This is a genomic window from Ectopseudomonas oleovorans (genome assembly GCF_003052605.1).
GTDB classification, from domain to species: Bacteria; Pseudomonadota; Gammaproteobacteria; order Pseudomonadales; family Pseudomonadaceae; genus Aquipseudomonas; species Aquipseudomonas oleovorans_A.
The window spans coordinates 39,102-64,260 of the sequence record NZ_QASO01000078.1; the positions used below are offsets into that span (position 1 = coordinate 39,102).

At 61.1% G+C, this 25,159-nt stretch carries 19 protein-coding genes and 6 pseudogenes; 18 read left to right on the plus strand and 7 right to left on the minus strand.

Translation table 11 applies throughout. From position 1 onward, the window contains the following. Window positions 1–98: 98 nt before the first annotated feature. Window positions 99–929, plus strand: a complete 831-nt coding sequence (locus DBO86_RS13325; protein WP_100548901.1) for an undecaprenyl-diphosphate phosphatase — start codon at window positions 99–101, stop codon at window positions 927–929. Then, entirely contained in the window at window positions 926–1,648 is a 723-nt protein-coding gene (locus DBO86_RS13330; RefSeq protein WP_108233900.1) for a DUF1294 domain-containing protein, read from the plus strand. Before DBO86_RS13325 ends, DBO86_RS13330 begins: the two co-directional genes overlap by 4 nt. On the opposite strand, the gene DBO86_RS13335 is transcribed toward DBO86_RS13330, so the two are convergent. After that, window positions 1,634–1,987 (minus strand): MmcQ/YjbR family DNA-binding protein, encoded by a 354-nt coding sequence (locus tag DBO86_RS13335; protein WP_108233901.1) that lies wholly within the window; start codon window positions 1,985–1,987, stop codon window positions 1,634–1,636. The genes DBO86_RS13330 and DBO86_RS13335 overlap by 15 nt on opposite strands. A gap of 335 nt (window positions 1,988–2,322) precedes the next feature. Here DBO86_RS13335 and DBO86_RS27150 point away from each other — a divergent pair. The 3 genes and pseudogenes from DBO86_RS27150 to DBO86_RS26710 form a co-directional block, all read left to right on the plus strand. Beyond that, window positions 2,323–2,538: pseudogene (locus DBO86_RS27150) on the plus strand (7TMR-DISMED2 domain-containing protein); the annotation flags it as partial. Beyond that, window positions 2,523–3,308, plus strand: a pseudogene (locus DBO86_RS26705) (7TMR-DISM family protein); the annotation flags it as partial. The pseudogenes DBO86_RS27150 and DBO86_RS26705, both read left to right, overlap by 16 nt. A 328-nt stretch (window positions 3,309–3,636) precedes the next feature. Next, window positions 3,637–4,026 carry a diguanylate cyclase gene (locus tag DBO86_RS26710; RefSeq protein ID WP_244185553.1) on the plus strand — a complete coding sequence of 130 codons (390 nt, stop codon included), beginning with the start codon at window positions 3,637–3,639 and terminating at the stop codon, window positions 4,024–4,026. 77 nt (window positions 4,027–4,103) lie between these two features. Here DBO86_RS26710 and DBO86_RS13345 read toward each other — a convergent pair whose 3' ends face one another. From DBO86_RS13345 to DBO86_RS13360, 4 genes are all read right to left on the minus strand, one after another. Beyond that, entirely contained in the window at window positions 4,104–4,862 is a 759-nt protein-coding gene (locus DBO86_RS13345) for a TolC family protein (protein ID WP_482764206.1), read from the minus strand. Next, entirely contained in the window at window positions 4,859–8,038 is a 3,180-nt protein-coding gene (locus DBO86_RS13350; protein WP_108233902.1) for an efflux RND transporter permease subunit, read from the minus strand. Before DBO86_RS13350 ends, DBO86_RS13345 begins: the two co-directional genes overlap by 4 nt. Before the next feature lie 28 nt (window positions 8,039–8,066). Beyond that, entirely contained in the window at window positions 8,067–9,305 is a 1,239-nt protein-coding gene (gene mexE / locus DBO86_RS13355; protein ID WP_108233903.1) for a multidrug efflux RND transporter periplasmic adaptor subunit MexE, read from the minus strand. A 186-nt stretch (window positions 9,306–9,491) separates the two neighbouring features. Then, window positions 9,492–10,406, minus strand: coding sequence for a LysR substrate-binding domain-containing protein (locus tag DBO86_RS13360; protein ID WP_003460179.1), 915 nt, complete (start codon window positions 10,404–10,406; stop codon window positions 9,492–9,494). A 218-nt stretch (window positions 10,407–10,624) separates the two neighbouring features. Here DBO86_RS13360 and DBO86_RS13365 point away from each other — a divergent pair, with 218 nt between their 5' ends. From DBO86_RS13365 to DBO86_RS13380, 3 genes are all read left to right on the plus strand, one after another. Then, window positions 10,625–11,647: a zinc-dependent alcohol dehydrogenase family protein gene (locus tag DBO86_RS13365; protein WP_108233904.1), complete on the plus strand. Its 1,023-nt coding sequence runs from the start codon at window positions 10,625–10,627 to the stop codon at window positions 11,645–11,647. Between the two features lie 201 nt (window positions 11,648–11,848). Beyond that, entirely contained in the window at window positions 11,849–12,742 is an 894-nt protein-coding gene (locus DBO86_RS13375; RefSeq protein WP_108233905.1) for a chemotaxis protein CheV, read from the plus strand. A 165-nt stretch (window positions 12,743–12,907) separates the two neighbouring features. Then, on the plus strand, window positions 12,908–13,291 hold the full coding sequence (locus tag DBO86_RS13380; RefSeq protein ID WP_208630455.1) for a hypothetical protein: 384 nt from the start codon (window positions 12,908–12,910) through the stop codon (window positions 13,289–13,291). Between the two features lie 119 nt (window positions 13,292–13,410). Here the strand turns inward: DBO86_RS13380 and DBO86_RS13385 are convergent. Beyond that, window positions 13,411–13,530, minus strand: a pseudogene (locus tag DBO86_RS13385) (IS630-like element ISPa47 family transposase); the annotation flags it as partial. Between the two features lie 421 nt (window positions 13,531–13,951). On the opposite strand from DBO86_RS13385, the gene DBO86_RS13390 reads away from it, so the two are divergent. After that, window positions 13,952–15,313, plus strand: a complete 1,362-nt coding sequence (locus DBO86_RS13390) for a UDP-glucose dehydrogenase family protein (protein ID WP_108233906.1) — start codon at window positions 13,952–13,954, stop codon at window positions 15,311–15,313. 42 nt (window positions 15,314–15,355) lie between these two features. Next, window positions 15,356–16,195: a UTP--glucose-1-phosphate uridylyltransferase GalU gene (gene galU / locus DBO86_RS13395; RefSeq protein ID WP_003460169.1), complete on the plus strand. Its 840-nt coding sequence runs from the start codon at window positions 15,356–15,358 to the stop codon at window positions 16,193–16,195. A 155-nt stretch (window positions 16,196–16,350) separates the two neighbouring features. On the opposite strand, the gene DBO86_RS13400 is transcribed toward galU, so the two are convergent. Then, complete coding sequence (locus DBO86_RS13400) at window positions 16,351–16,773, minus strand: VOC family protein (protein WP_003460167.1); 423 nt, start codon at window positions 16,771–16,773, stop codon at window positions 16,351–16,353. A 72-nt stretch (window positions 16,774–16,845) separates the two neighbouring features. On the opposite strand from DBO86_RS13400, the gene gorA reads away from it, so the two are divergent. The 8 genes and pseudogenes from gorA to DBO86_RS13445 all read left to right on the plus strand — a co-directional run. Beyond that, window positions 16,846–18,204, plus strand: coding sequence for a glutathione-disulfide reductase (gene gorA, locus DBO86_RS13405; protein WP_108233907.1), 1,359 nt, complete (start codon window positions 16,846–16,848; stop codon window positions 18,202–18,204). A 7-nt stretch (window positions 18,205–18,211) separates the two neighbouring features. After that, complete coding sequence (locus DBO86_RS13410; protein ID WP_003460159.1) at window positions 18,212–18,835, plus strand: trimeric intracellular cation channel family protein; 624 nt, start codon at window positions 18,212–18,214, stop codon at window positions 18,833–18,835. 2 nt (window positions 18,836–18,837) lie between these two features. Beyond that, window positions 18,838–19,217: pseudogene (locus DBO86_RS13415) on the plus strand (VOC family protein). Between the two features lie 92 nt (window positions 19,218–19,309). Beyond that, window positions 19,310–19,918: pseudogene (locus DBO86_RS13420) on the plus strand (UTP--glucose-1-phosphate uridylyltransferase); the annotation flags it as partial. A 25-nt stretch (window positions 19,919–19,943) separates the two neighbouring features. Next, a complete protein-coding gene (locus DBO86_RS13425) occupies window positions 19,944–20,798 on the plus strand; it encodes an SDR family oxidoreductase (protein WP_108233908.1) in 855 nt (284 codons plus the stop codon). A gap of 271 nt (window positions 20,799–21,069) precedes the next feature. After that, window positions 21,070–22,034: pseudogene (locus DBO86_RS13435) on the plus strand (bifunctional GNAT family N-acetyltransferase/nucleoside diphosphate kinase regulator). A gap of 1,029 nt (window positions 22,035–23,063) precedes the next feature. Further along, window positions 23,064–24,356, plus strand: coding sequence for a tyrosine-type recombinase/integrase (locus DBO86_RS13440; RefSeq protein WP_208630458.1), 1,293 nt, complete (start codon window positions 23,064–23,066; stop codon window positions 24,354–24,356). A gap of 178 nt (window positions 24,357–24,534) precedes the next feature. Then, a partial coding sequence (locus tag DBO86_RS13445) for a P-loop NTPase fold protein (RefSeq protein ID WP_244185554.1) occupies window positions 24,535–25,159 on the plus strand: 625 nt, incomplete at its 3' end.

The window sequence follows — 25,159 nt, forward strand, 5'->3', positions numbered from 1 at the left end:
GCAAGGAACCTCCATGACGGTTTTGTGTCCCAGGGCCGGGGCCACGCTCCACGTTCTAAGTTTTACGCGTAGGTAGTTGCCGCGCTTTGGGGGATTTGATGGATTTCTGGGTGGCCTTTCAGGCCCTGATTCTGGGCATAGTGGAAGGCCTGACCGAGTTCTTGCCGATTTCCAGCACCGGGCACCTGATCGTGGTCGGTGACTTGCTGGGCTTCAATGGCGAAAAGGCGACGGCGTTCAAGATCATCATCCAGCTAGGCGCCATCCTGGCGGTCATCTGGGAGTTTCGAGCCAAGGTGCTCGGCGTCGTCGTCGGTTTGCCCAGCGACCCGAACGCGCAGCGTTTCACCTTCAACCTGCTGCTGGCATTCATTCCTGCGGTGATTTTTGGCCTGGCCTTCGCCGATCTGATCGAGCATTGGCTGTTCAATCCGATCACAGTGGCCATGGCATTGATCATTGGCGGCATCATCATGCTCTGGGCGGAGAAGCGCGAACACGCGATCAAGGCCGAAACGGTCGACGACATGACCTGGAAACTGGCATTGAAGGTTGGCTTTGCGCAATGTCTGGCACTGATTCCGGGGACGTCGCGTTCGGGCGCCACCATCATCGGCGGCCTGGTGTTTGGTTTGTCGCGCAAGGCCGCGACCGAGTTCTCCTTCTTCCTGGCCATGCCGACCATGGTCGCGGCTACGGTCTATTCGCTGGTCAAGTACCGCGACATCCTGCAGATCAGCGACTTGCCGATCTTCGCCATCGGTTTCGTCAGCACCTTCATCGTGGCGATGATCACCGTACGCGCACTGCTCAAGTTCATCACCAGCCACAGTTATGCGGTGTTCGCCTGGTACCGCATTGCCTTCGGTCTGGTGATCCTCGCCACCTGGCAGCTGCACCTGATCGATTGGAGCACGGCGCAACCGTGATCGGTACCGAGCGCAAGGGGCGCCTTAAAAGCTGGGATGACGCCAAGGGGTTTGGTTTCATCCAGCCGCTAAACGGCGGCGCTGAAGTCTTCGCGCACATCTCGGTGATGCGCGGTGATCGCCGCCCGCAGCCGGGCGACGAAGTGCTGTTCATCGAGGGGCGTGACGAAAGAGGGCGGCCACGTGCCGAGCACTTGCGCCTGGCTGGTGAGCTCAGCCTCGATCGCCAGTCTATCCGGCGCAAACCGAAAACGCCCGGCACGGCGGCACCGGTAGTGCGCAAGGCTGCTACCAAATCCACGCACCGGTCAGCGACTCAAGGCTCCATCCAGAACTTCTCCAGCAAGGCCTTGGCGCTCGCTTTGCTGTGCATCCTGCCATTGCTCGGTTGCGTGACGCTGTTCGGCAAGGGGCTCTGGTGGGTATTGCCGCTTTATCTGCTGGCCAGTCTGCTGAGTTTCCTGCAGTACTGGCTGGATAAACGCAGCGCTCAGAGCGGTGACCGGCGCACGGCGGAAAACACCCTGCATCTGGTCGAACTGGCTGGTGGTTGGCCAGGTGCGCTGATCGCTCAGCAGACATTCCGGCACAAGACGCGCAAGGCTTCCTATCAGGCTGTTTTCTGGCTGATCGTCGCAGTTCATCAACTGTTCTGGATCGATCTGCTGCTGCTCGACGGCGCCTACATCGCCCGCCACATACCCTTATTCGTCCAGTAGCAGGCCTGGTTGCAGGCCCTTGGGCAGGCGGCGCACCACCAGTTGATGCGAACGCGTCAGCAACTGGCGCTGCTCATCGTCGCCCAGCGGCGGCCGGTGAGCGCTCATACTGATCCAGTAAGCACGAGCCAGATACGGGGCAGGGCGGATGCCCGGACGGTCTACATAACCGAGAAACAGGTCGTTATCGACCTTGAAGGCCAGATCCTCGCCAAGAAAATCAAGAATGGCGAACATCTTGTTGCCAGCCACCGAGAACACCCGGTTGCTGCCCCATTTGAGGTCTTCGCGGGCGCCGGGCAGGGCGAGGCAGAAGGCGGCGATCTGATCCGGTGTCATGGGTCTTTCCCTGGTGATACGCAGTTCAGTCTATCGAAGGCTGAAGAGCCTGCGTAGGCGCGCGTTACGTTTTCGCCGGCAGCAGCGCCGGCAAGCCTCTGGGCCCGCTTTGGCGCCGCCCGGTTGTCTTGTAGACTCTGCCTCCCCGTGGTCACCCGCGAGCCGGGCTCGTCCGAGCCCCGTCGATACCCGCCATGAGTGCCCGTCGCCGTCTGCGCTTCTCCCCCTGGTTGCTGCTGAGCCTGTTACTGTGCTGCTCGACATGGGCCGGTGCCGTCCCTCTCGATGTCGCGCAGCCGAGCGAGCAGCCGCTGTCGCTCACCACCCATGCCGGAATGCTGGAGGATGCCTCGCGGGCGCTGCAGCTTTCGGACGTGCGATCAGCAAAGATGGCCGCACATTTCCGTTATCAGGAGTCCCCCAGCGCGTCCTTCGCCCTGGGCTTCACCCGTTCGGCCTACTGGTTCCGTCTCGAGCTGGGCAACGCCGGCGATCAGCCGTTGACGCGCCTGCTGGTGGTCGACAACCCGCGTATATCCCTGGTCGATGCCTACGTGCCGGACGGGCAGGGGGGGGCTATCGCGCCTGGTTCACCGGCGCGGATCGCCCGCAGAGCGGCAAGGCTTATGACAACCGCAATTTCATCTTCCCTTTGCACCTGCCGGCACGTTCGCAGCAGTCGGTCTACCTGCGCGTCGAGTCGAGCATCGGCCTGCACGTGCCGCTGCAACTCTGGACGGCCGACGCGCTGCGCAGCTACGAGCGCGAAGACGATATGGCGCGTGCCGGCTACATGGGCATCGCCGTCGCGATGCTGCTGTTCAACCTGACGCCGTTCATCGCCCTGCGAGATCGCCTCTATCTGCTCTATGTGACCTTCGTGCTGGTCACCGCCAGCGCCCTGACGATCAAGAACGGCATGGCCCCGGACTGGACGCCGCTCGGCCTGCCGCTCAACAGCAACGTGGTCTACTACTCGGCGGTCTCGCTGACCTTGAGCGCCATGCTGCTGTTCATGCGCGGCATGCTGCAGACCGCGCGCCTGCTGCCACGGGTCGATCCTGGCTTGCGGGCGTTGATTGCGCTGTATCTGCTTTCGCCGCTGATCTATGTCTTCGCGCTGCCCCAGGTGTCGCGTGTGGCCATCGTGGTCAACCTGCTCACTGCCTTCGTCATGCTCGGCGTGGGCCTGGCCTGCGCCCTCAAGCGTCAGCGCAGCGCCTACTTCTTCCTCGCTGCCTTCGGCCTGCTGATCCTCGGCGGTGCCAGCACCAGCCTGCGCTCCATGGGCCTATTGCCGACCAACGCCTTCACGGTCGACGGCCTGCAGCTCGGCTCGTCGCTGGAGATGCTGTTGCTGGCCTTCGCCCTGGCCGACCGCATCATCGTCATGCGTCAGGAAAAACTGCAGGCCCAGGCCAGGTTGTTGCAAACCCGGGAGCAACTGGTGGATACCCTGCAACGGTCCGAGCGCGAACTGGAGCAACGTGTCGCCGCGCGCACCGAAGAGCTGCAGGTGCTCAACAGCCGCCTGGAGACCCTGAGCCTGACCGATGCCTTGACCGGCATCGCCAATCGTCGCCATTTCGACGAGGTGCTAGACAAGGAATGGAAGCGTCCAGGGCGTCGGCGAGCCGTTGGCCCTGGCCGTGCTGGATGTCGACTGGTTCAAGACCTACAACGACCACTACGGCCACCCGGCCGGCGACAGCTGTCTGCAGCAGATCGCGCAAACCCTGGCCGCCACCATCAGCCGTTCCACCGATCTGGTGGCGCGCTATGGCGGCGAGGAGTTCGTCTTTCTCGCGCCGTCGACCGGGCCCGATGGGGCGCACAGCATGGCCGAGAAACTGGTCCGGGCCGTCGAAGCCCTGGCGTTGCCACATGAGCGCTCGCCTTTGGGCCACGTCAGTATCAGTGTCGGTATTGCCTCGATGCAAAACGATGGCAACAGCCCGGCACAAACGCTCGTGCAACGGGCCGATGCGGCGCTGTATCGGGCCAAGGCACAAGGCCGTAATCGGGTGGAATGCGGCTGACTGAAATAAAAAAGCCCCAGAGCATCGAACCCTGGGGCTGAGGAGGGTCGGCATGGTGCCGGCCGGGGAGAGTCGTTTCAGGCCTGCGGTTGCCAGCCGCCACCGAGCGCCTTGTAGATCGCGACGATACCGCCGTAGAGCTCGACCTCGGCCAAGGCCTGGGCATCTTCGGCGGCCAGGCGCGCATCGGCGCGCAGCACGTCCAGTTCGCTACCGACGCCGGCATCGCGCAACTGCTCGGTGATGGAGCGTGAATCCTGCTGGTTCTTCAGGTTCTCGCGGGCGATGCTTTCGCGCAGCTGTGCGCCACGCAGGGTGCCGTAGGCATCGACCAGCTCGGCGATCAGGCTGACCTGTAACTGGTAATAATCCGCTTCGACCAGCTCGATGCGTGCCTCGCTGGCTTCCAGTTGATGCTGGATACGGCCGAACAGATCCACTTCCCAGACCATGTCCAGGCCCAGGTCGTAGCGCTCCTGACGGATGCGTTGTTCGCTGGTCGGCGGCTGCTGGGCCTTGCCAAACTCGCCACTGGCGCGGCTGGTGACGGTGGGGAAACGGTCATTGGCCACGTCATCGCGGATCGCCTGCGCTGCACGCAGGCGGTTGAAGACCACGTGCAATTCGCGGTTGTCCTGCAGCGAACGCTGTACCAGCTGGTTCAGCGTCGGGTCGTCGAACTGCTGCCACCAGGCGGCTTCGAAACGGCTGCGGTCATAGTCGGCCGCCTCCAGCGCGGCAATGCGCGCTGGTTCTGTGGTGGGAGCTCGGTAGTCCGGGCCGACAGCGCATGCAGACAGCGCCAGGGTCAGGAGGGCGGGGGCAAAGGCTTTCATGCATGCGACTCCTGCAGACGGGCAGCTTTGCGGGCTTCGCGTTTCTCGACGAAGCCGCGGATCAGGACATAGAACACCGGCGTCAGCAGCAGGCCGAAGAAGGTCACGCCGATCATCCCGGAGAACACCGCCACGCCCATGGCATGACGCATCTCAGCACCGGCACCGGTGGACAGCACCAGCGGCACCACACCCATGATGAAGGCGATCGAAGTCATCAGAATCGGGCGCAGACGCAGGCGGCAGGCTTCCAGCACGGCAGCGACGCGATCCATGCCTTCCTCCTGTTTGTCCTTGGCGAACTCCACCAGCAGGATGGCGTTCTTACAGGCCAGGCCCACCAGCACGATCAGGCCGATCTGGGTGAAGATGTTGTTGTCGATGCCGGCCATGATCACGCCGGTGATGGCGGCGAGCAGAACGGTCGGCACGATCAGGATCACCGCCAGCGGCAGGCTCCAGCTTTCGTACTGGGCAGCCAGCACCAGGAAGGCCAGCAGCACGCAGAGCGGGAAGATGAAGATCGCGGTATTGCCGGCGAGGATCTGCTGGTAGGTCAGATCGGTCCACTCGAAGGTCATGCCGATCGGCAGTTCCTCTTCCAGCAGTTTGGCGATGGCGGCCTCGGCCTGGCCGGAGCTGTAGCCCGGGGCGGCGGCACCGTTGATCTCGGCGGTGAGGAAGCCGTTGTAATGCATCACCCGATCAGGGCCTGCGCTGTCATCGACCTTGACGAAGGTCGACAGCGGCACCATCTCACCACGGTTGTTACGCACCTTGAGCTGGCCGATCTGCTCCGGCTCCAGGCGGAACTGCTGGTCGGCCTGGACGTTGACCTGGTAGGTACGACCGAAGCGGTTGAAGTCGTTGGCATACAGCGAGCCCAGGTACACCTGCAGGGTGTCGAAGATGTCGCTGATGGCCACGCCGTGGGTCTTGGCCTTTTCCCGGTCGATGGCGGCATCGACCTGCGGCACGTTGACCTGGTAGCTGGTGAACAGCGACATCGGGTTCAGCTCCGGCAACTGGCGGGCCTTGTTGAGGATGTTCTGAGTCTGCACGTACAGCTCGTCGTAACCCAGGTTGCCACGATCCTGAATCTGCAGGCGGAAGCCACCAATGGTGCCCAGACCCTGTACCGGCGGCGGCGGGAAGATGGCGATGTAGGCATCCTGGATATCGGCGAACTGCGCGTTGAGCTCGGCGGCGATGGCATTGGCGCCCATCGACGGATCGGTGCGCTCATCGAACGGTTTCAGCGGAGTGAAGACGATGCCGCTGTTCGGGCTGTTGGTGAAACCGTTGATCGACAGGCCGGGGAAGGACACGGTGTTCTCCACGCCCGGGTGCTTGCCAGCGATTTCGCTCATGCGCTTGATCACTGCTTCGGTGCGATCCAGCGTCGCGGCATCCGGTAGTTGGGCGAAGGCCACCAGGTACTGCTTGTCCTGTTGCGGCACGAAACCGGTCGGGGTGCTGGCGAAGCCCAGGTAACCGAGCACCAGCAGGCCACCATAGACCAGCATGGCGATGCTGCTGCCACGCAGTACACGGCGGACGGTGCCGACATACCCATTACTGGCACGCTCGAACATGCGGTTGAACGGGCCGAACAACCAGCCGCCGAACAGTTTGTCGAGCACGCGCGAGAAGCGGTCTTTCGGCGCGTGGTGATCCTTGAGCAGGATGGCCGACAGCGCAGGCGATAGGGTCAGCGAGTTGAGGGCCGAGATCACCGTGGAGATGGCAATGGTTAGCGCGAACTGCTGGTAGAACTGCCCGGTGAGGCCGGAGATGAACGCGGTCGGAATGAACACGGCGCACAGCACCAGGGCGGTGGCGACGATGGGGCCGGTCACTTCCTTCATGGCCTGACGCGTGGCGTCGAGCGGTGACTTGCCCAGGGCGATATTGCGCTCGACGTTCTCCACCACGACGATGGCGTCGTCCACCACGATACCGATGGCCAGCACCAGGCCGAACAGCGACAGAGCGTTGAGCGAGAAACCGAGCAGGTGCATGACCGCGAAGGTGCCGATCAGCGAGACAGGTACGGCCACCAGCGGGATGATCGAGGCGCGCCAGGTCTGCAGGAACAGCACGACCACCAACACCACCAACACGATGGCTTCGAGCAGGGTGTTCACCACCGCCTCGATGGAGCCGCGTACGAAGATGGTCGGGTCATAGACGATCTCGTAGTCCATGCCCTGCGGGAAGCTTTGTTTCAACTCGGCCATGCGTTCGCGCACCGAGTCGGAGATTTCGATGGCGTTGGAGCCTGGGCGCTGGAATACCGGGATGGCCACGGCCGGCTGGTTGTTCAGCAGCGAGCGCAGGGCGTACTGGTTGGAGCCCAGTTCGACGCGGGCGATATCACGCAGGCGGGTGATCTCGCCGTTGTCGCCGACGCGGATGACGATGTTCTCGAACTCTTCCTCGGAGACCAGGCGGCCCTGAGCGTTGATCGACAGCTGGAAACTGTTGCCGGCATCGGAAGGCGGCGCGCCGAGGGCACCGGCGGCGACCTGGCGGTTCTGTTCGCGGATGGCGGTGACCACGTCGGTGGCGGTGAGCCCGCGCGAGGCCACCTTGTTCGGGTCGAGCCAGACGCGCAGCGAGTAGTTGCCCATACCGAACAGTTGCACATCGCCGACGCCGTCCAGGCGCGCCAGTTCGTCCCTGACGTTGAGCGCGGCGTAGTTGGACAGGTAAAGCATGTCGTAGCGCTGATCCGGCGAGGTCAGGTGCACCACCATGGTCAGGTCCGGGGAGGCCTTGTCCACGGTCACGCCGAGACGCTGCACTTCGGTGGGCAGGGTCGGCATGGTGCGGGTGACGCGGTTCTGCACCTGCACATGGGCGTTGTCCAGGTCGGTACCGAGGGCGAAGGTCACGGTCAGCGTCAGGCGGCCATCGATGGTCGACTGCGACGACATGTAGAGCATGCCCTCGACGCCGACGATTGCCTGCTCCAGTGGCGAGGCAACGGTTTCGCCGATCACCTTGGGGTTGGCGCCGGGGAAATCGGCACGTACCACGACGGTGGGCGGCACCACTTCCGGGTATTCACTGATCGGCAGTTGGAACAGCGAGATGGCGCCGCCGATCAGGATCAGCAGCGACAGCACCGCGGCGAAGATCGGCCGCTGGATGAAGAATTGCGAGAAATTCATGGGGGTTCCTCAGGTCGCGCAGGCGTTATCAGCCGCGCGGCGCGCGAGCGTCGATGTGGTCGGCGGCGATACGCGGGGCCTGGCTTGCATCGACGGCCTGACGCAGGCGCGCCAGTTGCTCGAGGGTGCTGTCATCGGCCATGGCCACCGGTTGCGGATCGACGGTGGAGCCAGGCATGGCGCGCTGCAGACCGTTGACCACGATCTTCTCGCCCTTGCTCAGGCCGCTGCGGACGATGCGCAGACCTTCGAGCTTCGGCCCCAGCTCGATTGAGCGATAGGCCACGGCGTTGTCATCACCCAGCACCAGCACGTACTTCTTGCCCAGGTCGGTGCCGACAGCTTCGTCCTTGATCAGAGTGGCGGCGTAGGGCTTGCTGCCCACCAGCTTCAGGCGTGCATACAGGCCGGGGGTGAAGCGACCATCCTGGTTGTCGAACACGGCGCGGCCACGGATGGTGCCAGTGCGTGGGTTGATCTGGTTATCGAGAAAATCCAGCTGGCCCAGATGCGGGTGACCGCTTTCATCCGACAGGCCGAGATACACCGGGCTGGCGCCACGGGCATCGTAGCCGGATTGACGGGCCAGCTCGACATACTTGAGGAAGGCACGTTCGTCGGCATCGAAGTAGGCGTAGACCTTATCGGTGGATACCACCGAAGTCAGCAGGCTCTCGCCGGCACCGACCAGGTTGCCTTCGGTGATTTCGGCGCGGCTGACGCGACCGTCGATGGGCGCAGTGATGCGGGTGAAACTGAGATTGAGGCGGGCGTTTTCCAGTTCGGCGGCGATTGCGGCGACCTGAGCCTGAGCTTCGGTGGCGGCGCTGGCGCGGGCATCGGCCAGTTCCGCGGAGATGGCGTTGCTCTGGCGCAGGCGTTCGCCGCGGCGGGCTTCGTTGGCGGCACGGGCCTGGCTGGCGCGGGCCTGTTGCAGTTGGGCTTCGAGGCGTTTGACCTCGGCCTGGAACGGACGCGGGTCGATCTGGAACAGCAGATTGCCTTTTTTCACCAGGGTGCCTTCGTCGAAGGCGACCTTGTCGATGTAACCGGAGACGCGAGGGCGGATTTCGACGGACTGCGGTGCTTCGAGGCGCCCGGTGAACTCGTCCCATTCGTTGATCGGCTGCTCGATCACTTCGGCAACGCTGACCTTGGGTGCGGGTATTTGCGCCTGACTTTGCTCAGCCTGTTCGCAGCCGCTGAGTGCGAGGACGCCGGCGAGAGCCAGGGGGAATATCCAGATGTTCTTGTGCTGCTGTTCCATGGGGGACTCTGCCAGTCGGATTTGTGGATTGGCGGAGTCTGCGACGAGTCTTGGAGGGCTACGAATCGAATGCCATGAATTTGAACATCATCGGGAATGATAAAAGGCGGACTTATATCAATTTTGATCTATGAGGGTGCACCAAGGTTCCTGGAGACACTTGGATCGTGCGTTTCCAGATATTTATCAGAGGCTATCCGGGTCGCCGCAGAACATCTGAATACGCGAACGTAGCCAGCGCTCGGCCGGGTCATTGTCTTGGGCGCCGCGCCAGGCCATGTGCAGCTCGAAGGTCTGCGTTTCCAGCGGCAGATCCTCGGCGCGCAGGCCGCCGGCTGCGGTCAAGGCGGCGGCGGTGTAATCCGGCACGCTGGCGACGATATCGGTTTCCGCCAGCAGGGTGGCCAGACCGTTGAACTGCGGAACGGCCAGTACGATGTGGCGCTCGCGCCCGATCTTGGCCAGTTCATCGTCGATGAAGCCGGTGAGGTCGCCGGCGAAGGACACCAGCGCATGCGGACGCGCGCAATAATCATCAAGGCTGAGCGCACCGGGTACGGTGTCGGCACGCAGCAGTTTGGCCTTGCTGCGGCGGAGAATCTTGCGCTTGGCGTTGGCCGGAAGTTCCTCGGTGTAGGCGACGCCCACCGAGATTTCGCCTGAAGCCAACAGCCCCGGCATCATCAGATAGTTGGTACGGCGAATCACCAGCACCACGCCAGGGGCTTCGGCGCGCAGACGGCGGAGCAGGGCGGGCAGCAGGGCGAACTCAACGTCGTCGGACAGGCCGATGCGAAATATCGCTTTGCTGGTGGCAGGATCGAAGTCGGCGGCGCGGCTGACAGCGGTGGAGATCGAATCCAGCGCCGGCGAGAGCAGGGCGAATATCTCCTGCGCGCGCGGTGTCGGCTCCATGCTGCGACCGGTACGCACGAGCAGCGGATCATCGAACAGGGTACGCAGGCGAGCGAGCGCCGCACTGATGGCGGGCTGGCCGAGAAAAAGCTTCTCCGCCGCTCGCGTCACGCTGCGCTCGTGCATCAAGGTCTCGAAGACAATCAACAGGTTCAGATCGAGGCGGCGCAGGTCGTTGCGGTTCATCCGGGTACCATTCGAGGGATACGGGCCTTGTCAGCACGGCGCTGCAAATGAGAGCCTTTGCCCGGGCAATAGTACGGGCAGTGCGCTGCGGATTGAAAGTCGCTGAATCACTGACAGGCATGAAGACTATCGATAGAGTCTGATAGTGTCGCCGCCGTACAGCGGATAGAGTCCACAGTCATTGAAGTGTTAATCCGCGATCAAGCTCGAGGTAAGCGATGTCCCGCATGATCCGTTTTCATAAGTTCGGCGATGCCGATGTGCTCCAGTACGAAGAGGTTCCGACCCCTGTGCCCGGCCCTGGCGAAGTCTTGGTGCGCGCTCAGGCCGTCGGCCTGGGCTGGAAGGACGTGCTGTGGCGTCAGAACCTGGCGTCCGAACAGGCCAAGCTTCCGGCCGGCACCGGTTTTGAACTGGCCGGCACAGTGGCTGCGCTGGGTGATGATGTAAGCGACTTCGAAGTCGGCACCGCCGTTGCTGGCTTCCCGACGGGCACGCCGAATCGTTATCCGACCTGGGGCGATCTGGTGCTGATGCCCAGCCATGCCCTGACCCGTTATCCCGACGTGCTCAGCCCGGTCGAGGCCAGCGTTCATTACACTAGCCTGCTGTTCGGCTACCTGGCACTGAACGATCTCGCGCATCTGAAGCCCGGCCAGCATGTGCTGATCACCGAGGCCAGCCACTGCATGGCACCACAGACCGTGCAACTGGCCAAGGCGCTGGGTGCCAAGGTCATCGCCTCCACCAGTTCCTCGGAGGATCGCGAGTTCCTGCGTGGCCTGGGTGCTGACAAGGTGATTGCGACCGAAGAGCAGGACCTGGTCCTGGAAGTCGAGCGCTACACCGAGGGCAAGGGCGTCGAGGTGATTCTCGACCAGTGTGCCGGCCCGCAGATGAAGCTACTGGGTGATATCGCTGCACCGCGCGGCAAGTTGATCCTGTACGGTATTAATGGCGGCAACGACACGGCATTTCCTGCCTGCGCAGCCTTCAAGAAGCACCTGCAGTTTTTCCGTCACTGCGTGCTGGATTTCACTGGCTGCCCGGAACTGGGGATCGAGCCGAACAATGATGCTGTGCAGCGCGCACTTACGCACATCAACCAGATGACGGCGGACCGTTTGCTGACGCCTGTGATCGACAAGGTGTTCGATTTCGAAGACTTCGTCGAAGCGCATCGCTACATGGAAACCTGCCCGAACCGCGGGCGAGTAGCCCTGAAACTGGCCACGGATTAGGCTCTGTATGAAAAGTGCCTGCGCTCGGTGATGCTGCGTTAAAAACAGACTCAGAATGCTCATTTACAGCACGTAAACTCCGCTTCTTCGCCTGTTTTTGCCTTGCCTGACCTTCGCTCGACGACTTTTCGCACAGACCCTAAAGTCCTTGGCCATTCGGTCGCTATAACCTAGGTCTACGTTCGTTCTAAGGATAGGTACATGAGTCTGGTTACCGGCGACGCGCTATCGCTGTTGTTGTTTCGTTTGCATAGCGGCCGCCTGCTGGGGATCAACCTGCTCAAGGTCAATGAGATCATTCCCTGTCCGGCCTTGACCAAACTGCCCAATCGTCACCCCAACGTGCGCGGCATCGCCACCTTGCGTAGCGCCGCGATGACTGTGATCGACTTGGCGCGCGCCATCGGCGAACGAGGTGCGGCTGACGAAGACGATGGTTGCCTGATCGTCACCGAGTTGAGCCGCTCGCGCCAGGGGCTGCACGTGAAAAGTGTCGAGCGTATCGTGCAGTGCTCCACCCGCGATGTGCGTCCTCCACCCGCTGGCTCCGGCGCGCGAGCCTTCATTACCGGTGTGACCCAGATCGATGGCGCCATCGTGCAGGTTCTTGATATCGAGAAGGTGCTGCACGACATTGCGCCTGCGCTGGAGGAAGCCCCTGTCGGACAACTGCTCGATGACCAGGATGCCCGCTTGCTGCAAGGTCGCCGCGTGTTGCTGGTCGACGACTCGCAAGTCGCGCTGCAACAGACTCTCAACGTACTGCGCCAACTGGGGCTCGATTGCACCGCAGTGCGCAGTGCCCAGGCTGCCCTGCAGCAACTGCACGAATACCATCAGGCTGGCATGCCATTCGAGCTGCTGGTCTCGGACATCGAGATGCCGGAGCTGGATGGCTATAGCCTGGTTCAGGAAATTCGTCGCAGCCCCGATATTGCCGACACCTACGTGCTGCTACACACCTCGCTGGACAGCACCATGAATACCGAGAAGGCGCGTTCGGTCGGTGCCAATGCGGTACTGACCAAGTTCTCCTCGGTCGATCTCAGCCAGGCACTGCTCTATGCCTTTCGACAAATGAGCGGGCAGCACTGAGCCCGCCCCTGCAACCCCTTGCCGCTTGACGGCAAGGGGTTGCCTTGCTTTCTTTCTAGTTGACTATAAAATTCAATACTTTCAATTAGTTAAGCGCGCCTCATGAATTGGCATGCGCTTTGAGTCAGTGCGCCTGGCAATTGCAGCTCAGTCAAGGAGCACGGCATGAGCACGATTGGAGGTATTGGCAGTTACGGTGGCATATCCCTGACGGGATTTCGCAACAAACAGAGTGAAGAGCAGGGCGAGCTGTCCCAGTTGGCGCGCAATGTCGAGAAGACCACACGCACGGCGAACGCCGAGTCCGAACGCGAGTTCCGCGCCAGGCAGGCGGCCGAAGAGGGCTTCGCGCGTCTGCGCGTCGCTCTGCAGAACGCGTCAGACGGCAAGGTCGAGACATCCGTCAGTTCACCACTGGCCGACGAGGGCGGTAACGCCGCGCTGGAGGCTTTCAAGGCCTATATGGCGATGACCGGCCGAGAAGATGCGCGACAGTATCCTCAAGGAAATAGGCATGACCGAAGAGGAGATCGAGGCGCTGCCACCTGAGCAGCAGAAGGCAGTCGAAGAAGAAATTGTCCAGCGCATGGATGAGCGAGCCAAGATGCAGGCCCAGTCAGAAGACAATGGTCATTCTTATTAACCTGGCAATCAAATACACCAAGCCATGCTGCGTAGGCGATACGTGGATGCCGGAAATAAGAACGGATTCTTTCAGGGTGTAATTGCAATCGTCTCATGACCGAGCGAACACCCCTTTCCAGTTCGTCCTGATTACGCGCCGGCAAGAAGAACAGTTCGATTTCCTCGGCTTCGACGACCTGAGTAGCCAGCCCGAAGGAGTCCGGCTGTGCATCCACAAGACGTACCGATCCACCACGACCTTTGCCTGTTGCAACCACACCGCTGGCGATCAGCTCTGCGTGAACCTGCCAGTATTGCTCCTCAGTGATCGACAGCCCGTCCTTGGAAAGCTGCTCTTCTATCTCACGGCGAAGAGCCCCATTGCCTTTTGTGGCTCCATCTGCAGGAAGCAACGAAAGGAAGGTGGCCTTGAGGTGTTGGGCCAGATCGGTCATGCGAAGGACTCCACATCCTTGGTGGTTGGATGAGTGCAGCTATACGTCTGTCATCATTCCTTCGCCGTTCCGTCATATCGCTGCCACCGCGATTGGTTGCAATCGCCGCATCGGCCAGGAGGATGCTGCGATGCAGATATGCGTGATTGGAGCGGGATACGTAGGTTTGGTGACGGCCACCTGTTTTGCCGAGATGGGCAATCAGGTGGTCTGCGTCGAGCGAGATCCGCAGCGCGTCGCGATGCTTTCGCGAGGCGAGGTGCCGATCTATGAACCTGGTCTGGAGGCGATGCTCAAAACGCAGTTGGCCGGTGGGCAGCTAAGTTTCACTTCGCAGCTGAAGTCCGGTATCCGGCGCGCCGAGGTGATTTTCATTGCGGTGGGCACGCCCAGTGGCGAGGACGGTTCGGCCGATCTGAGCCATGTGCTGGCGGTTGCCGACGAACTGGGTGAACGGCTCGATCATGCGTGCCTGATCGTGGACAAATCCACAGTTCCGGTGGGCACCGCTGAGCGTGTGGCGCAGCGCATCAACGCCGGTCTGGCGCGTCGGGAGCAGCGGGCGCGGGTTACCGTGGCGAGCAATCCGGAGTTTCTCAAGGAAGGTTCTGCAGTCGAGGATTTCATGCGCCCTGATCGGGTGATCGTCGGCTGTGACGACGAGCGTGGGCGTGAGTTGCTGCGCCGGCTGTATGCGCCGTTCCTGCGTAATCACGACCGCCTGTTGTGCATGGGCGTGCGCGCCGCCGAGTTCAGCAAGTACGCGGCTAATGCCTTTCTGGCGACCAAGATTTCCTTTATCAACGAGATGGCGGGCATCTGCGCGCGCCTTGGTGTGGATATCGAGGAGGTACGTCGCGGCATCGGTAGCGACCGGCGCATCGGCACGCACTTCATCTATGCCGGCTGTGGCTACGGCGGTTCGTGCTTTCCCAAGGATGTGAAAGCGCTGATCCGCACGGCGGAGCACGAGGGCATCGAGCCGGGCATCCTGCGTGCGGTCGAGGCACGCAATGCACTGCAGAAGACGCTGCTGTTCCAGGCTTTGCGTGAGCATTTCAATGGCCACTTGCAGAGGCGAGTCATCGCGCTCTGGGGGCTGGCCTTCAAGCCCGGTACTGACGATCTGCGTGAAGCGCCCAGTCTGGTGCTGCTCGACGCACTGCTGACCGCTGGCGCCAAGGTGCAGGCCTGCGACCCTGCTGCCACGGCAGCTGTTGCCGCACGCTATGCGGCGGCGGTGGAGGCGGGGCAACTGGTGCTGAGCGAATCCCCCTATGCTGTCGCCCAGGGTGCCGATGCGTTGGTGCTGGTGACGGAATGGAAGCAGTTCCGTCAGCCGGACTTCCCGCGTATTCGCGGTGCGATGCGCATGCCGGTGCTGTTCGACGGGCGCAACATCTATGACGCCGATCAGCTGGCGGAGCTGGGTTTTCTTTATCGCGGCATCGGTCGACCTGCAAGCGGCAGTTGTAAGGCTAGCGCGGCTTGATAGACTGAGCGCGCATTCCAACCATCCCCACTAGGGAGTCCCATGATCAAGAAATGCCTGTTCCCCGCTGCCGGTTACGGCACGCGCTTCCTGCCTGCTACCAAGGCAATGCCCAAGGAAATGTTGCCGGTGGTGAACAAGCCACTGATTCAATATGGGGTTGAAGAGGCACTCGAGGCTGGCCTCAACCAGATTTCCATCGTCACCGGGCGCGGCAAGCGCGCGCTGGAAGACCACTTCGATGTGAGCTACGAGCTCGAACACCAGATCAAGGGCACCGACAAGGAGAAGTACCTGGTTGGCATCCGTCGTCTGATCGACGAGTGCAGCTTCTCCTACACCCGTCAGGTCGAAATGAAAGGCCTGGGCCACGCCATCCTCTGCGGTCAGCCGCTGATCGGTGACGAGCCGTTCGCTGTGGTACTGGCTGACGACCTGTGCCTGAACCTGGAAGGCGATAGCGTGCTGGCGCAGATGGTCAAGCTGTACAACCAGTTCCGCTGCTCCATCGTGGCGATTCAGGAAGTGCCGAAGGACGAGACGTCCAAGTATGGCGTGATCGCCGGTGAGATGATCCGCGATGACATCTACCGTGTCAGCAACATGGTGGAGAAGCCCAAGCCCGAGGACGCGCCGTCGAACCTGGCGATCATCGGCCGCTACATCCTCACCCCGGACATCTTCGATCTGATTCGCAGCACGCCGCCGGGCAAGGGTGGCGAAATCCAAATCACCGATGCGCTGATGCGCCAGGCCCAGCAGGGCTGTGTGATGGCATACAAGTTCAAGGGCCAGCGTTTCGACTGCGGTAGCGCCGAGGGTTACATCGACGCGACCAATTTCTGCTTCGAGAACCTGTACAAGACCGGCAAGGCGTTCTGATACGCCTGCTTATCAGAGCAGCCTTTCGTAGGAGCTCCGCCCCGGGGCGAAGCTTTGCGATGCCTCGTCGTTCCGGTTCGCGGCGGGGCGCCGCTCCTACAGACTCGGTGCATTGATGCTCAAACTGACGCCACCCTTGGGTGGCGTTTTGCATTTCAGGGGATGGGCATTTCCTCGGAGCCAGGCCCGAGCGGCTGGCCGTAGCTGAACTCGACGTAGTTACCGGCTGGGTCGCGTAGGCCGCAGTAGTAGCCGACCGGGTAGGGCTCGTCGCGCGGTGGCCAGATCAGGCAGCCCGCTTGTTCGGCCATGGCGGCGATGCGATCGACCTCTGCGCGGCTGCCCAGGGCGAAGCCGAAGTGGCTGTAGTCATTGGCGGCCAGGTTCCTGTCTTGGCCGCCGGGCATGATCACGAAGATGAACTGGTGCTCCTTGCCGGGCTCGGCCATCCAGACGATGCGTGTGCCCTTGCCGGGGCGCTCGTGGATCACCTGCATGCCACAGAAACGCTGATAGAAGGCAATGCAGGCGTCGAGATCGGGGACGTGCAGGGCCAGGTGAGTCAGGGTAGGGCGCATGGTGTTCTCCTCTGCCTAATAGCTTAGCGCGGGCCTTTACGGTATGCTCCTCGTCTGCCAAGGAGATACCTCATGAGTTACGACTTCGACCTGTTCGTTATCGGCGCCGGTTCCGGCGGCGTGCGTGCGGCGCGCTTCGCCGCAGGTTTCGGTGCGCGCGTTGCGGTCGCCGAGAGCCGCTACCTGGGCGGCACCTGCGTCAACGTCGGCTGCGTACCGAAAAAACTGCTGGTGTACGGCGCGCATTTCGCCGAGGACTTCGAGCAGGCCTCGGGTTTCGGCTGGTCGCTGGGCGAAGCGAATTTCGACTGGGCGACGCTGATCGCCAACAAGAACCGCGAGATCGAACGCCTCAATGGCATCTACCGCAATCTGTTGACCAACAGCGGCGTCAGTCTATTCGAGGGGCATGCGCGCATCGTCGATGCGCATACCGTCGAAGTGAACGGCCAACGCCACAGCACTGAACGCATCCTGATCGCCACCGGCGGCTGGCCGCAGATTCCCGATATTCCCGGTCGCGAACACGCCATCAGCTCCAACGAAGCCTTCTTCCTCAAGCAACTGCCCAAGCGCGTACTGGTGGTGGGCGGCGGTTATATCGCCGTGGAGTTTGCTTCGATCTTCCATGGCCTGGGTGCAACTACCTCGCTGCTGTATCGCGGCGACCTGTTCCTGCGTGGCTTCGATGGTGCGGTGCGCGAGCACCTGCGCGACGAGCTGAGCAAGAAGGGCCTGGATCTGCAGTTCAACGCCGACATCGCCAGCATCGAGCGCCAGGCCGATGGCAGCCTGGCCGCGACGCTCAAGGATGGTCGCGTACTGGAGGCCGATTGCGTGTTCTACGCCACCGGCCGCCGGCCGATGCTGGACAACCTCGGCCTGGAAAACGTCGAGGTCAAGCTGGACAAGCGCGGCTATGTCGAAGTCGATGACCTGTTCCAGACCTCCACGCCGTCGATTCTCGCCCTTGGCGACGTGATCGGCCGCGTACAGCTCACGCCCGTGGCGCTGGCCGAAGGCATGGCCGTGGCGCGCCGATTGTTCAAGCCCGAGGAATACCGGCCGCTGGATTACAGCATGATCCCTACCGCCGTGTTCAGCCTGCCCAACATCGGCACCGTTGGCCTGAGTGAAGAGCAGGCCATCGCAGCCGGGCACAAGGTGAAGATCTTCGAGAGCCGCTTCCGCCCGATGAAGCTGACGCTGACCGAGAACCCGGAACGCACGCTGATGAAGCTGGTGGTCGATGCCGACAGCGACCGTGTGCTCGGCTGCCATATGGTCGGCCCGGATGCCGGAGAGATCGTCCAGGGCCTGGCTGTTGCGCTGAAAGCCGGTGCGACCAAGCAGATCTTCGATGAGACCATCGGCGTGCACCCGAGCGCCGCCGAGGAGTTCGTCACCCTGCGTACGCCGGTCAGCCGCTGAGGACAGCATGGAAAAGCTTTTCTATGTCGCCGACCTGTTCGGCGTGGCGGTATTTGCCATCACCGGGGCGCTGATGGCGGGGCGCAAGTCCATGGACCTGTTCGGCGTGCTGGTGATGGCCATCGTCACCGCGCTGGGCGGCGGCACGCTGCGCGACCTGATTCTGGACAACCACCCGGTCAGCTGGATTCGCGATGACACCTACATCCTGGTCGCCTCCCTGGCGGCGCTGGGCACGGTGGCCTGGGTGCGTATGACCCGGCCGATTCACGAGAAAGGTCTGTTGATCGCCGACGCCTTCGGCCTGGCCGTGTTCACCGTGTATGGCACCGAGCTGGCGCTGCAGCACGGCACGCCGATCAGTACCGCGGTGATCATGGGGGTGATGACCGGTGTGGTTGGTGGGGTGATTCGCGACGTGCTGTGCAACGAGATTCCGCTGATCTTCCAGAAGGAAATCTACGCCACGGCCTGCATCGCCGGCGCTCTGACCTTTATCGGCCTGCGTGCCCTGGGCACGCCGCACTGGCTGGATACCGCAGCGGCAATGTTCGTAGTGCTGGCAGCGCGCCTGGCGGCGATCCACTGGCACCTCGGGTTGCCGCGTTTTCATCTGCTGGACAGGCATTGAGCATGATCGAGAGACTGGACCATCTGGTACTGACGGTGGCGGATATCGATACCACCGTCGACTTTTACCAGCGCGTGCTGGGCATGCGCCACGAGCGTTTCGGCGCCGGGCGCAGTGCTCTGGTATTCGGCCAGCAGAAATTCAATCTGCATCAGGCCGGGCGTGAGTTCGAACCCAAGGCGATCAAGCCGACACCAGGCGCCATCGATCTGTGCCTGATCACCCTGTGGCCGCTGGAGCGAGTCATGGCTCATCTGGCCGAGCAGGGCGTGACGGTGGAAGAGGGCCGGTGGCGCGCACCGGCGCGGTGGGGCCTATCGAATCGGTGTACTTTCGCGACCCGGACGGCAATCTGATCGAAGTGAGCCGTTATCTCGCCTAGAGGGCGGCTTGTCGCTGGCTGCGGCACCTCGGCATCCGCGTGCTGAGGTCGAGGTGTCGCACTTCGCAAAATTGCAGCAGCGAAACGGCGCCGGTGTTCGTCATCTGATCGATCAATGCACCTTCTCCTACACCCGCTAGGTGGAGATGAAGGGCCTGGGCCACGCCATTCTGACCGGTCGCCCGTTGATCGGCGACAAGGCGTTCGCCGTGGTGCTGGCCGATGACCTGTGCCTGAACCTGGAAGGCGACGGCGTGCTGGCCCAGATGGTCAAGCTCTACGAACAGTTCCGCTGCTCCATCGTCGCCACTCAGGAAGTACCGATGGATGAGGTTTCGCGCTACGGCGTGATCGCCGGCGAAGCGCTGCGCGACGACATCTTCCGCATCGAGCGAATGGTGGAGAAAACCAACCCCGAAGATGCGCCGTCGAACCTGGCGATCATCGGCCGCTACATCCTCACGCCGGATATCTTCGAACTGATCGAGCAGACCGAACCGGGCAAGAGCGGTGAGATCCAGATCACCGACGCGCTGATGAAGCAGGCCCAGCAGGGCTGTGTGCTGGCCTACAAATTCAAGGGTCGCCGCTTCGATTGCGGTTCGGCCGAAGGCTACGTGCAGGCCACCAACTTCTGCTTCGAGAATCGCCACAAGACTCATCCGGTGATGACTGCGAGCCCGCAGCTGAAGGCCGTCTGAACACCAGCGAAAGGAGGAGTGAAGGATGAACGACAAGACCCTGCCGCCTCAGCATCAGCAGCGGCAACCTGGTGTCGAACACACCATGCACCCTGAGCCGATCTACCTTGCCGATGATTACCGCGCCGCCGGCAAACTGACCGGCAAGGTGGCGATAATCACAGGCGGCGACAGCGGTATTGGTCGCGCTGTCGCCGTGCACTACGCCCTGGAAGGCGCCAAGGTTGCATTGGTTTACCTGAACGAGGATGAAGATGCGCAGCAAACCCTCGACGAGGTGAAACATCACGGCGGCGAAGCTATCGCCCTTGCTGGTGACGTGGGCGACAGCGGCTTCTGCCAGTGCGTGGTCGACGCGGTGATCGCCAAGTGGGGACGTATCGACATCCTCATCAACAACGCCGGCGAACAGCATCCCGAGCATAACCTTGAGGCCCTCGACCAGGCGCAGTGGGAGCAAACCTTCCGCACCAATATCTTCGCCATGTTCCACCTGACCAAGGTCGCGCTGGAGCATCTGCAGCCGGGCTCGAGCATCATCAATACCAGTTCGGTGACGGCCTACAAGGGCAACCCGATGCTGCTCGACTATTCCTCGACCAAGGGCGCGATCACCTCGTTCACCCGCTCGCTGTCGATCAACCTGGCGCCACGTGGCATTCGCGTCAATGGCGTTGCACCCGGGCCGATCTGGACGCCGCTGATCCCGTCCACCTTCAGCGCCGAGAAGGTCTCCGAGTTCGGCGCCGACACGCCGCTGGGGCGCCCCGGACAACCTGCAGAGGTTGCCCCGGCATTCGTTTATCTGGCCAGCATCGATGCCTCTTACGTCACCGGGCAGATGCTGCATGTCAACGGCGGCAGCGTGGTCAACGGCTGATGAAAAAAGCCTGAACGACTCGTGGCAGAGCCTGCCTAAATTTTATGTAGAGGCAATAACGCCTCGCGGGCCACCACAGTTCCGTCAGCAGCTGCAGGAGCACAGCAGCCGCAGTGTTGAGTTCGAAAGAGTCATACGCACGCAGCTGTAGCGGCAACTGCAGGAGAGGGCGGTTCAGCCCGTTGTGCAGGCTGTTGAAGAGAAAAGTGCGCAGACGGTTCGGCGTTACTCGCGTTATGGCTTAAAGTAACCGGTCGCCGAAAGAACCGTCATGGCCATAGCCATGAAGGGCTTTCATTCTTTACAAATAAGTGTGTGGTGAAGATGAACAAGCCTTTCATTTCGCTGTGCCCTGAAATTACTCGGGCACATGCGCTGACGCTGATGGAGTGGTTGCAGGATGAGCGCGTCACCTGCTATCTGAGCGACTCGCGTCATGTTTCCCGTTCCATCGCGGAAGTCATCGATCGGACGCAGTTGCCGATCCTGACCCATCTGTTCAACCGGGGCGGTCGTTTCTTCATGGCCTATGACCGGCATGACGAGCCGGTGGGCTTTGTCCGTCTGATCAAGACCGGCCTGGAGTGCGAGATCGTCCTGGCCATCGGAGACAGCGACAAATGGGGCCGAAATCTCGGCGCCCGCACGATCCGCGAAGGCATGAAACTGGCCTTTCTCGACATGCGCGCCGAGAAGCTTATCGCCAAGATCCACCCGGACAACGTGCGCTCGCTGAAAGCTTTTGTGCGCAGCGGCTTTATGCTCGAGAACGAAACGCCAACATTGAAATCGTTTTCCATGACGGCGGGGAGTTATCGCCAGCTCCTGCGCGAAAGTGCCGGTACCGACGTTACAGGAATCCAAATCACTGAAATCGACAAGGCCAGGCTCGAGAACCTAATCGCACTCGAGGAGGGGCCGGCCATTGTCGAGCTCGAACATGAGCTCGAGCGTGCCGTTGTCGTCAAGCCAGAGGAAGTGGCACGCAATGTCGTCACGATGAACTCCAAGGCCTTGCTGCAACTGGACGACGAAGAGATCGAAGTGGCCTTGGTCTATCCCGAAGACGCCGACAGCTGCGCCGGCAAATATTCGGTGTGTTCCGATATCGGCGCGGCCATTCTCGGCTACCAGGAGGGAGACGCCATCGACTGGCGGATTTCCGATCGGACTCTCCGGATCGAGATCAGTAAAGTGCTTTATCAACCGGAAGCTGCGGGCGATTACCACCTGTAATCGCTCCTTTGGCTCATCGTTACTTCATCAGGCATACATTTTTTGATGCCTGATGAGGGCGGGCCATCTGTTCTGAAGGCCTTAGGGAATTAGACCTGAGAAGCGATTGACCTGGGATCGTTGAAAGCGGATCTCCAGGTGAGAGGTCCATCTCACCTATATGTAATTTAACATAATATATATTATGCGAAGCCCAGGATGAAAAAGCCTAGGGCAATGGCCGCGAGAATCGCTGTGGGTGACTTTGAAAGACTGGAAATCTGTCTTTTAAAGTGGAGACTCTTGAAAATCAAGGCCATAAGGATCAGGTAGCCCGCCGCTCGCGCTGAGGTGACGCAGATTGCTTTTCAATATTTGGAACTGGCTGATGCCTCTTTCCGAGGTCCAAGGTTCCTCACCATGTCTGTAAAGCATCCACGCTCTGGAGCTACGGCGCGACGTATATGGCTGCTGCGCCACCCGCAGCATACCGATAGAAGCGATAGCTGATTCCGGTTGCTTATGGATGAGGTGCGCCAGCCCCTGGCCGAAAAGCTGCGGGCCACCGGCGGCCTGCCCTGGTGGAAATCGCCTCACGTCTGGGTAATGGCGAAGTCTCCAACGTCATGCACTCTTTCAAACGCTGGAATTGGGGCACGGCCTTAACCTAGTCGACGCGAGCCTGCTGTGCGGTTCGTCCAGGCGCCACAGCCGCGACTGCACCCCATGCCATTTCCATTCTCAGAGCTCTGCGGGCTAGCCCAACGAGTACATCTCTACGCTCAGTCAGCCCAAGGCCGGCCAAGAGGAACGGCGGACGCTCCCGGTATTAACCCAGGCACGTTTCATTTCTCCGCTTTTAAAGATCGGATCAAAATCCTAACCGCTTGTTTTTGCATATGTTTTCAGTAAGCATCATGAGGTTTACAGATTTTAAGAGACTCAACTCGATTGACCAGGCTGGGCGTTGCAATATCCGATAATCACCAGACCCGGATATTGCTCTATACTACCGCTAAAGCACCGATCTAGCCCAGGTTGAGCCACTTCATGTCGCCGCATCCCCAGCCGCTTTTCGAGACCTTTGATCGCTTCCACGAACTTAACTTTTTTCACCTCAATGGCGAGCTTCCAGCGGTTCGGAACTTCCTCCAAGGTTGTACCGATGAGCTCCAAGCCGTCGAAGGCTATCGCGCCGTTCGGGGGTTTCTGAAGTCCTACGCCGGCAACGAAGCCACGTTCAACTCCTATCGAACCCACATCGAGCGGCTGCTGCTCTGGTCCCTGCTGGTGGCTGGCAAGCCCCTTGTCGAACTGCGTCGCCGGGACGCCGAGGCCTTCATGGAGTTCTGCCTCAACCCTCCCGCCGACTGGATAGGTCCGGTCGTAAAGTCCCGCTTCCTGCGTGTGGGCGGTCGTAAGAAGCTCGACACGGACACCTACACCGTCAATTTGCAATGGCGACCTTTCAGTCACACCGTGGCCAAGCGCGAACGCAAGATTGCCGAAGAGGCCGTTGCCGCCCTTCCCTCCCGTCCCTACCGCATGTCCCAAGGCTCGGTGGCTCAGGTATTCGCAGTCTGCGGCAGCTTCTTCCAGTACGCCATTGATGAGGGTCTCACCGAGGTGAACCCCTTCCGAGCGGTAAAACAGAAATCCATCTACAAACAACGCAATACCTTGGATGTGGCGTCCCGTTCCCTGACACCGTTGCAGTGGAGCTACGTGATTGAGACTGCCGAGCAAATGGCCGTGGCCGACCCGACATACGAACGCACGCTGTTCATCGTTGCGACCCTGTTCTCTATGTACTTACGCGTCTCCGATTTGGTCGGGCGTGACAACTGGACGCCCACTATGGGCGACATCCGCCGCGATAGCATGGGCAACTGGTGGTTTCATGTGGTGGGCAAAGGCAACAAGGCCGCCAAGATCAGCATCCGCGATGACTATATCCAGAACTACCTCGTACGCTATCGCCAGCATCTGCAGCTCTCTCCCCTCCCTTCCGCCCACGAGAAAACACCGCTGATCAGCACCCTAAAGGGACGCGGCGGGCTTTCTGATCGCCATATCCGCCTGATGCTGCAAGAGCTATTTGACCGCGCGATGGTGCGTATGGCCGAGGAAGGCTGGAGCAACGACGAAATAGACCAACTGCGCTCGGCCTCACTACACTGGTTACGTCACACCTCCGCAACCTTTGATGCACCGTATCGTGACATGAAGGACCTCCAGGCTGACCTTCGTCACAATAGTCTCAGCACCACCCAAAATACGTACTACAACACTCTGGACGAACAGCGGGCACATTCGGTGAAAAGCCTTCCGGTAAGCCGTTAGTGACAGTAGCTCTTAACTACCTGTCCACCAGTTCCGGGGCAGACCAAAGAACCTAACGCCACACTGTGAAGTGTTCAAAGTGGGGTTTTGGACTGCCTAGAAATCGAATCCTTCATCCAGTAGGCTCGCAGCAATGCTGGCCTAAGGCCGGCCACCCATAAATTAGGGAGCTTTACATATGCATGAAGCACGTGGGTCGATGCCGGCGGTACTTGATCGGCAAATTGCCAGCGAAAAGCAGGATGCATTTGGCCACCGGCATTTTTCTCAAGCCTTGCGAAGCCTCATCGAGTCTGGCCGCCATGCCCCTCCATTCAGCATCGGTTTGTTAGGCGGATGGGGTACCGGTAAAAGCTCAATCAAGGAGCTGTACACCCGAGGTTTGGAAGACGATGCGTCAGCCTCATCAAGTGGCGTGCCTAGAAAGGATCGATTCAAGAGCATCACATTTAACGCTTGGCGCTTCGGGGGCAAAGACCAGGACATCAAGCGTGCTCTTCTTCGGCACGTATTCCTCGAGTTAGGGGGAGATGAACAGGCACTACACGACAAACTCTTCCGAAACGTGACCCGCACAGAGGAGCAATGGAAAGGCTGGAGAGAATACGCGAGTCAGTTGTGGCGAGCCTGGTCGATGCCCTTGCCGGCGTTTCTGGTTGCCATGCTGGCCCTCTTCGGCTTGATATGGCTTGGGCTCAAATACCTCCCTTGGGATGACTCGCTCGTACAGTCGGCTTTTATTTTCCATCGAAAGGTTAAAACCACCGGCTTTCAGCCGGTGAGCTTTAGCGCCACCATGCGGG

Coding starts and splice junctions, on each gene's coding strand:
- gorA (WP_108233907.1), top strand. CDS start 16,846: ATGAGTTACGACTTCGACCTGTTCGTTATCGGCGCCGGTTCCGGCGGC.
- DBO86_RS13440 (WP_208630458.1), top strand. CDS start 23,064: ATGTCGCCGCATCCCCAGCCGCTTTTCGAGACCTTTGATCGCTTCCAC.
- DBO86_RS13375 (WP_108233905.1), top strand. CDS start 11,849: ATGAGTCTGGTTACCGGCGACGCGCTATCGCTGTTGTTGTTTCGTTTG.
- DBO86_RS13360 (WP_003460179.1), bottom strand. CDS start 10,406: ATGAACCGCAACGACCTGCGCCGCCTCGATCTGAACCTGTTGATTGTC.
- DBO86_RS13400 (WP_003460167.1), bottom strand. CDS start 16,773: ATGCGCCCTACCCTGACTCACCTGGCCCTGCACGTCCCCGATCTCGAC.
- DBO86_RS13325 (WP_100548901.1), top strand. CDS start 99: ATGGATTTCTGGGTGGCCTTTCAGGCCCTGATTCTGGGCATAGTGGAA.
- DBO86_RS13390 (WP_108233906.1), top strand. CDS start 13,952: ATGCAGATATGCGTGATTGGAGCGGGATACGTAGGTTTGGTGACGGCC.
- DBO86_RS13380 (WP_208630455.1), top strand. CDS start 12,908: ATGAGCACGATTGGAGGTATTGGCAGTTACGGTGGCATATCCCTGACG.
- DBO86_RS13350 (WP_108233902.1), bottom strand. CDS start 8,038: ATGAATTTCTCGCAATTCTTCATCCAGCGGCCGATCTTCGCCGCGGTG.
- galU (WP_003460169.1), top strand. CDS start 15,356: ATGATCAAGAAATGCCTGTTCCCCGCTGCCGGTTACGGCACGCGCTTC.
- mexE (WP_108233903.1), bottom strand. CDS start 9,305: ATGGAACAGCAGCACAAGAACATCTGGATATTCCCCCTGGCTCTCGCC.
- DBO86_RS13365 (WP_108233904.1), top strand. CDS start 10,625: ATGTCCCGCATGATCCGTTTTCATAAGTTCGGCGATGCCGATGTGCTC.
- DBO86_RS13410 (WP_003460159.1), top strand. CDS start 18,212: ATGGAAAAGCTTTTCTATGTCGCCGACCTGTTCGGCGTGGCGGTATTT.
- DBO86_RS13425 (WP_108233908.1), top strand. CDS start 19,944: ATGAACGACAAGACCCTGCCGCCTCAGCATCAGCAGCGGCAACCTGGT.
- DBO86_RS13345 (WP_482764206.1), bottom strand. CDS start 4,862: ATGAAAGCCTTTGCCCCCGCCCTCCTGACCCTGGCGCTGTCTGCATGC.
- DBO86_RS13335 (WP_108233901.1), bottom strand. CDS start 1,987: ATGACACCGGATCAGATCGCCGCCTTCTGCCTCGCCCTGCCCGGCGCC.